We start from the raw sequence: 6,784 nt of genomic DNA, 5'->3' as shown, positions 1-6,784 counted from the left end.
CTTACGCATCGTCCGTCTCCTCGATTGGAGAACAGAACCCTAACTTATAATCGGGGGCGTTTCAGGGGAGCAGGTCACAAGTTCCTGGCTCTAACTACACGGTAGAGCTTGTTCTACTCACGTTGCTCAAGGCTCATGAAAAATCACTTCGCGATTATAATAGGCGGATAAAGCGTCGAGCAGCTAGCCTGATTAAGAAATTTGGGTTTTTTCATCCATTACTCGTGGATGGAAGTAACACGGTAGTTGGCGGCACTCTTTATTTCCTTGCCGCGAAGATGTTGGAGTTGAACGACGTCCCTGTAGTCAGGGTAACCCATTTGTCAGATGAGCAAATCCGTTTGTATCGGATTGCTGAAGAGCGACTTTCAGAGCTTGCTCCTTGGAACAAAAAGGCTCTGGGCGAAGAATTCAAATTTCTATCCGTACTTGAACCGGACTTTGACTTCGAAATTGTAGGTTTCTCGCCGACCGAAGTCGATAATGCCATCGCCAGTCTCGATGAGATGGATCAGCCTAATAATGATGATATTCATCTTACACTGGTGCAGTCCAACCCTGTCTCCGTACTGGGCGACCTCTGGAAACTCCACCATCATCGTGTGATCTGCGGATCCGCGCTGGACCGCCCGACCTGGTCGGCCCTTATGGAGGACGACCGAGCTTCGCTTGTTTTTACGGATCCGCCCTACAACGTAAAGATCAACGGGCACGTGTCCGGAAACGGACAAGTTGTTCATCGTGAATTCGCGATGGCCAGTGGCGAAATGACGACCGATGGTTATCGCGATTTTCTGCGCTCTTTCATGAAAAATGCACATGACCACGCACGCGATGGCTCATTGCATTATGTTTGTATTGATTGGCGTCATGTCGATGACGTCCTGGCCGTCGGGAGGTCCGTCTTTACGGATGTGATCAACATGTGCTGCTGGGTCAAACCCAACGCGGGAATGGGCAGCTTCTATCGCAGCCGCCATGAATTGATTCCCGTGTTTCGGAAAGGCAAGAAGCAGCACCGAAACAACATCGAGCTGGGCCGCCACGGCCGAAATCGCAGCAACGTATGGGAATACGCCGGTGCGACGACATTTGCGGGCCGGACGACCGAAGAGGGCAATATTCTGGCGATGCACCCTACGGCAAAGCCGGTCGACATGATCGTCGACGCGATCATGGATTCCACCGCGCGAAACGAGATCGTCGCGGATCCCTTTCTCGGTAGCGGGGCAACACTGATCGCAGCCGAACGGATCGGCCGCCGGCTTTACGGCATCGAACTCGATCCCTTGTACGTCGATGTCGCGATCCGGCGTTGGCAAAAACACACCGGTCAGAACGCGATTCACGTCGCCAGCGGAAAGACATTTAACGAAATTCGGGCTGGAGGAGGCCAAGCCAATGTCTGAATCGAAAAATTCCCGGCCTTATGAAATCGGTCATGGGCGACCACCCGTCAAAACCCAGTTCAAACCTGGAGAGTCGGGTAACCCCAAAGGGCGCCCTGCCCGGAAGCCGGATCTTACGGCTCGTATCGGTAAAAAGCTCGCCTCGAAACGTTCAATATTGATTTCCGGGAATCGCGTTAAATTACCGGTTGAAGAAATTCTTCTCGAGCGGCTCATTGAAAGGGCTGCAAAAGGCGATGTGAAGCTTCTTCTTTTTCTTCTGACCGAGTCGCAAAAGTATAGAGACGGTCAGCAGAGTGCAGAAGCGCAACGATGGCGCAAATATAGTCAGAAAGAACTTGCAGAGATGACGGAGCAAGAACGCGTTGATCTTTATTTCGAAACGCTGAAGGTGGCCCACGGGAAAACTTCCTAGAAGTACGATGGACACGAGAAACAGAATAACCATGGGCGGTCCGGGTGTTTCGGCCCGGATCGCTCGTCATGCTCTCGACTATGGTCTGCCGCTATTGATCATCGGCGGCATCGTGATGCCTTTGATGTAAGTGCCGTCGTCGAGTTGTGCGGAGACCACAGGGAACATTCCGGTTGGCTCTTTCATCATGGGTTTTCCGTCTGGAACTACGACGCATCCAAAGAGAGCGGGATCTGGTTCACCTGCGGATTCGCCTCTAATTGAACGCGACAGACCCTTGGTCAAAACGTCCTGCATGCGGTCTTCGAGATGGCGGTTATAAAGCGAGAACATCGACGTGACCGATTGATAGTCGCCGCAGATGATCGCACCGGGCGCGCCGCTTAGCGCCCGCGCAAACACGCGCGTGGCGGATGGCGATGCCGGATTCTGGCGGCGCTGTTTCTCCGCCGCATCTGCTGCGGCCACGCGGCTGGCGGCTGCGCGCTGCTCTTGCTCAAGGAACGATTTGGTCGATTTTAGAGCCTCTGGGATTTTGGCTCCTACATCCGAGAACAGATTGTAAAGGAAGACAACCACCACGCCAAATACAACAAGACCGATCATTTCCTGCAGTTTCCTGATCCAGGGCGGCTGATAGGGATTTTCTATGGTGGGATGATCTTCCGCAGATTCATTAGCGGGGCGCGCGATCTCGATATGATCTCTCGAATTTTTCATCTCAATGAATCCTGCTGTAATGGTTGAGGGCTAAGCGATTTTCTCGATCACCCAGTCGTGCAGACCCATTTTCAGAATTGTCGCCGCCAGATCCCGACCGGCCCAGACATGAACATCGCGACGCTCCGAAGGGGCTGACAGGTCGCCCTTGGGCGAATGACAGATAAAGAAGAAGCGGTCGAAGCGATCCGTCTCATCCACGCGTTCGATGTACTCGTCGAGAGTCTTTTGAGATGCGACCGACTTCACCTGAACCGCTGCGATCTCACTGGTCGTTGCCTGCTCCAGCTCCATGTCGACGGTTTTCTGGGTGCCTCCGAGGGCAGACACCCTGTTCCATCCGCTGCGGGCAAATACGATGTCGATCAGCGTCTCGAAGTCTTTCCAGTGGAGTGCGACGATGGAATCTGCAAGAACATCGATCAGGGTGTTTCTAGCCGTCGTGCTCCTGGCCACGATCGGCTCCTCGATGCCATTGAGACGGCGAAGGAGGTATGCGCGGGCCTCGACATTGCAGATGGTGCGCCGATAGCCCGCCACCTTGGTCAGCCGCGTACTGAGGCTGTCGATCCGGAGCGGCACACCCTTCAGATCGGTGTTTTTCCAGCCACCGATCGACTTGCGTATCCGCTCGCCGGTGATCTTCAGATCTTCCGTCAGCCAGATCACGTCGGGGTCCGCAAAGGTCCACCACAGATGGTCTTTGGCAAACGTGATCCACAGGCAGTCCGCGCCGAGGTGATAGAAGTCGATGACTTCTCTGGCGTCCCGGGTTGCTGCCTGGACGTCCCGCCCCTGCGCCACCAGCGCCGCTCTTATTTTGGCGATATCGGCTTCCAACGCCAAATCGTGGGTTACCTTGCCGTAGCCAAAATGAAGCTCGTTGCGCGCCAGTGCAGCCTCAGCCCACCTCCCTTTAGGGCCAAGCTTGATGTAGCGGACATCCCCTGCATCGATCATGTGTCGCCTCCGTTTCCGGACCGACCCATAGCGTCCTTTTGAGGTATAATCCAGTTTTGGGATAATCCTTTTCTGGGATGAGATTGACCGCCGCCGATTCACGGCTCTGGCGGCATATGGATAAGTCCCTCAAATCCGCGGAATACGCCCGGCTGGTCGCGATCCTTGTCGCGGCGCGGGATGCTGCCGGGATGAGCCAGCAGAAGCTGGCGGATCGGCTGGACGAACATCAATCCTTCATAGCCAAGTATGAGGGCGGCGAGCGCCGTATCGATGTCATCGAATTTATCGCGATTGCGCGGGCTCTCGGGGCTGATCCCGAGAAGCTATTCCGGGACTTTGCCGCCGGGAAACGGCCTCTGCGAGCCAAGACCAGAAAACAGAAATAGGCCCCTGCGGCACGATCACATTATGATCCAGTGCCGCCGATAAGAGCCACAAGATTGCTGCGTTTCTCCTCGACTTCGCCCGCACACGGAGCGTCACTGTCGCCGTAAAACGGAGGCAGGATAATGGACCGCAAGATTACAGAACAGGCGATTGCGCTGATACTCACCGAGATCGGTACTCGCCTTGGCGAGGCCGCACGGATTGCCAAAGCGGCCGAGGCCTGCGCGCTCGCCGGCAGCGTCAGTGAAGGTGTCAGGGTCTCGATGGATCTTGAGCAGATCTTCTATGAGACCCATCGGTTGCAGGATGCGGCTTCGCTACTCAACCGGTTATCGAGCGACTAACAATCACTGTCCGACTGAAAGGTTCTCGGCCCGTCGGCGAACGACGGGCTTGCGGCAGTGGCAGCACAGGACGCTGTCGTTGACAGCAGGAGAACCGAAATGCCCACCAACAATCGAAAACCTTCGCGCAAGACCGGGCGTAAATCCACACCGGCACCAAAGCGATCGACGAAACCGGCCTCTAAGGCTCTGCCGCCCGTCGCGCCGAAGAAGCCGGTCACGCCGAAGATGCCGAACGTGGCCATGTCCAAGCAGGACAAGGTCCTCGAAATGCTACGTGCTCCCGCCGGGACCACAATTGCCGCGATCATGAAAGCAACCGACTGGCAGCAACATTCGGTGCGCGGCCTCTTTGCAGGGACCGTGCGCAAAAAACTCAAGCTGAACCTGACCTCGACCAAAACCGATGGCCAGCGCATCTACCGGATCGCGAAACCGGGCACAGCGAAATGATCCGCGCCCCCTCCACGAAGCCAGCCGATACCGCAGTGAAAGCCGAACTTGATCGGCTGGCGACAGCTCCCATCGTCGAACTGCGCAAACGTTATCGGGAGGTGCTGCGAACGGACCCGCCAAAGGCTTTCGGTCCAGACCTGCTGCGTCGGAGTATTGCCCATCGGATTCAGGAAAAGGCCTATGGCGGGTTGTCCGGTCCGACCAAGCGCCTGCTCGACCAGCTTGTGAAAGCCATGGCTGCCAAGCCCAATGGAAAGCTTGAACTGCCACGCCGGATCAAGCCTGGCTCAGAGCTGGTCCGGACATGGAAGGGAAAAACCTACCGGGTCGTGGTCCGGCCGGACGGGTTTGCCTATGACGGCAAGACCTACGCGGGACTCTCCGAGATCGCTTCCCTGATTGCGGGCACCAACTGGAACGGGCCGCGCTTCTTCGGGCTGCGGTCGCAGACAGAAAAGGCCACGTCGGATGGCAAGTAGCGCTCCCAAACCCCTGCGCTGCGCCATCTACACCCGCAAATCGACCGAACATGGCCTCGAGCTGGAATTCAACTCGCTCGATGCCCAGCGGGACGCGTGCGAGGCGTATATAAAGAGCCAGGCATCACTCGGCTGGAAGGTCATCACGCAGCCCTATGATGACCCGGCATTCTCCGGCGGCAACCTTGAGCGCCCTGCTCTCCAACGACTTCTGAAGGATATCGACGCCGGCAAAGTCGATGTCGTCGTGGTCTACAAGATCGACCGCCTCACCCGCTCGCTGGCGGATTTCGCCAAACTGGTCGAAGCATTCGAGGCCAGATCGATCTCATTCGTGGCCGTTACCCAGCAGTTTAACACCACGACGTCGATGGGAAGGCTGACGCTGAACGTTCTCTTATCCTTTGCTCAGTTCGAGCGCGAACTTTCTTCGGAGCGGGTGCGCGACAAGATCGCGGCGTCCCGTGCCAAGGGCAAATGGACCGGCGGCAACGTTCCGTTTGGCTACCGGACCGAAAACAAAAAGCTAGTGATCGACGAACCCGAGGCCAAAATCGTCCGCTACATCTTCAAGCGCTATCTCGAACTTGGCAGTTTCGGCTCACTGGTCCTGGACCTCGATGCAAAGGGCATTCGGTCGAGGATAAAGAAAGCAAAAAAGTCGGATGCTCGCGTGGCATCGCCCTTCACCTACGGTCCCCTGGCCTACCTATTGAACAACCGACTTTATATTGGCGAGGTGCCTCACAAAGACAAATGGCATCCTGGAGAGCATCCGCCCATCATCACGAGAGCCATATTTGAAGCTGTCCAGGCGAAACTGGCCTCTAACTCAGTGATGCGAAAAAACCGTCGCTCAGAAAGTGGCGCGCTGCTGATGGGCAAACTGTTCGACGACCGCGATAACCGCATGAGTCCGAGCTACTCGACCAAAAAGGGCGTCCGCTATCGGTTCTACGTCAGTGCGGCGCTATTGCGGGGACGCAAGGCCGAGGCCGGCTCTCTCACGCGTATCTCTGCTACGGAACTTGAAGCGACCGTGCTTCAGGCGGTGCGGATGGAATGCGATCGACCAGACCCTGCCGTCACTCCGGATGCGGAGTTGATTGAGATCCACGTTGAACGCGTCGTCGTCTTGAAGAATGCGATTACGATTGTCTTCTCACCACAGCTTGGCCTCCAGAATTTGGCCGTTCCTTGGATCAATACCGCGAGTCGCACGACATCACCGAACTATCGGGCCGAAGACAGCGGTGAGGCTGATCCGATCCTCGTTCATGCGCTCGCCCAAGCACACGCCCGTATCAAGGATTTATCCGGCGGTCGCTTCGATACAGTTGAAGCGTTGGCCGCGTCTGCCAAGGCCCACCCGAAAATGCTGCGGCAGGAATTGCGGCTGGCGTTTCTTGCGCCCGACATTCTTACGGCGATCTTGCAGGGCGATCAGCCGGCTGACTTGACGCTAACCGCGATGCTGCCGACCCTACCCTTGTCATGGGCGGCGCAGCGACGCGCTATCGGACTTTGATCACCGCACTGTTGCAACAAAGTTGAGATGTCTCGATCTCAGCAAAGTTAAAATGTCACGGGGCGGCCTGTCAGGGGACGGAA

Annotated in this window: 9 protein-coding genes; 7 read left to right on the top strand and 2 right to left on the bottom strand. The window is 56.4% G+C overall.

Annotation, left to right across the window (positions count from 1 at the left end; translation table 11 throughout):
* Positions 1-122 precede the first annotated feature (122 nt).
* Positions 123-1,409 carry a DNA modification methylase gene (locus tag AC1Q6J_RS23005; RefSeq protein ID WP_492281463.1) on the top strand — a complete coding sequence of 429 codons (1,287 nt, stop codon included), beginning with the start codon at positions 123-125 and terminating at the stop codon, positions 1,407-1,409.
* Positions 1,402-1,824: a DUF5681 domain-containing protein gene (locus tag AC1Q6J_RS23000; protein ID WP_492281462.1), complete on the top strand. Its 423-nt coding sequence runs from the start codon at positions 1,402-1,404 to the stop codon at positions 1,822-1,824. The genes AC1Q6J_RS23005 and AC1Q6J_RS23000 overlap by 8 nt, the downstream gene beginning before the upstream one ends.
* A gap of 78 nt (positions 1,825-1,902) precedes the next feature.
* On the opposite strand, the gene AC1Q6J_RS22995 is transcribed toward AC1Q6J_RS23000, so the two are convergent.
* On the bottom strand, positions 1,903-2,544 hold the full coding sequence (locus AC1Q6J_RS22995) for a hypothetical protein (RefSeq protein WP_492281461.1): 642 nt from the start codon (positions 2,542-2,544) through the stop codon (positions 1,903-1,905).
* 30 nt (positions 2,545-2,574) lie between these two features.
* Positions 2,575-3,504 carry a restriction endonuclease gene (locus tag AC1Q6J_RS22990; protein ID WP_492281460.1) on the bottom strand — a complete coding sequence of 310 codons (930 nt, stop codon included), beginning with the start codon at positions 3,502-3,504 and terminating at the stop codon, positions 2,575-2,577.
* Positions 3,505-3,620: 116 nt separating this feature from the next.
* Between AC1Q6J_RS22990 and AC1Q6J_RS22985 the strand changes: the two genes are divergently transcribed.
* The 5 genes from AC1Q6J_RS22985 (at position 3,621) to AC1Q6J_RS22965 (ending at position 6,701) form a co-directional block, all read left to right on the top strand.
* On the top strand, positions 3,621-3,893 hold the full coding sequence (locus AC1Q6J_RS22985; protein WP_492281459.1) for a helix-turn-helix domain-containing protein: 273 nt from the start codon (positions 3,621-3,623) through the stop codon (positions 3,891-3,893).
* Positions 3,894-4,016: 123 nt separating this feature from the next.
* Entirely contained in the window at positions 4,017-4,238 is a 222-nt protein-coding gene (locus AC1Q6J_RS22980) for a hypothetical protein (protein WP_492281458.1), read from the top strand.
* A gap of 57 nt (positions 4,239-4,295) precedes the next feature.
* On the top strand, positions 4,296-4,691 hold the full coding sequence (locus tag AC1Q6J_RS22975; protein ID WP_492281457.1) for a DUF3489 domain-containing protein: 396 nt from the start codon (positions 4,296-4,298) through the stop codon (positions 4,689-4,691).
* Positions 4,688-5,173, top strand: coding sequence for a DUF2924 domain-containing protein (locus AC1Q6J_RS22970; RefSeq protein WP_492281456.1), 486 nt, complete (start codon positions 4,688-4,690; stop codon positions 5,171-5,173). The genes AC1Q6J_RS22975 and AC1Q6J_RS22970 overlap by 4 nt, the downstream gene beginning before the upstream one ends.
* Positions 5,163-6,701, top strand: coding sequence for a recombinase family protein (locus tag AC1Q6J_RS22965; protein ID WP_492281455.1), 1,539 nt, complete (start codon positions 5,163-5,165; stop codon positions 6,699-6,701). The genes AC1Q6J_RS22970 and AC1Q6J_RS22965 overlap by 11 nt, the downstream gene beginning before the upstream one ends.
* Positions 6,702-6,784 lie beyond the last annotated feature (83 nt).

This window comes from Afipia sp. MLSD5-FHT05B12 (assembly GCF_058793355.1).
The sequence above is the reverse complement of the archived record's forward strand: the minus strand, read 5'-3'. Positions and strand labels throughout refer to the sequence as shown.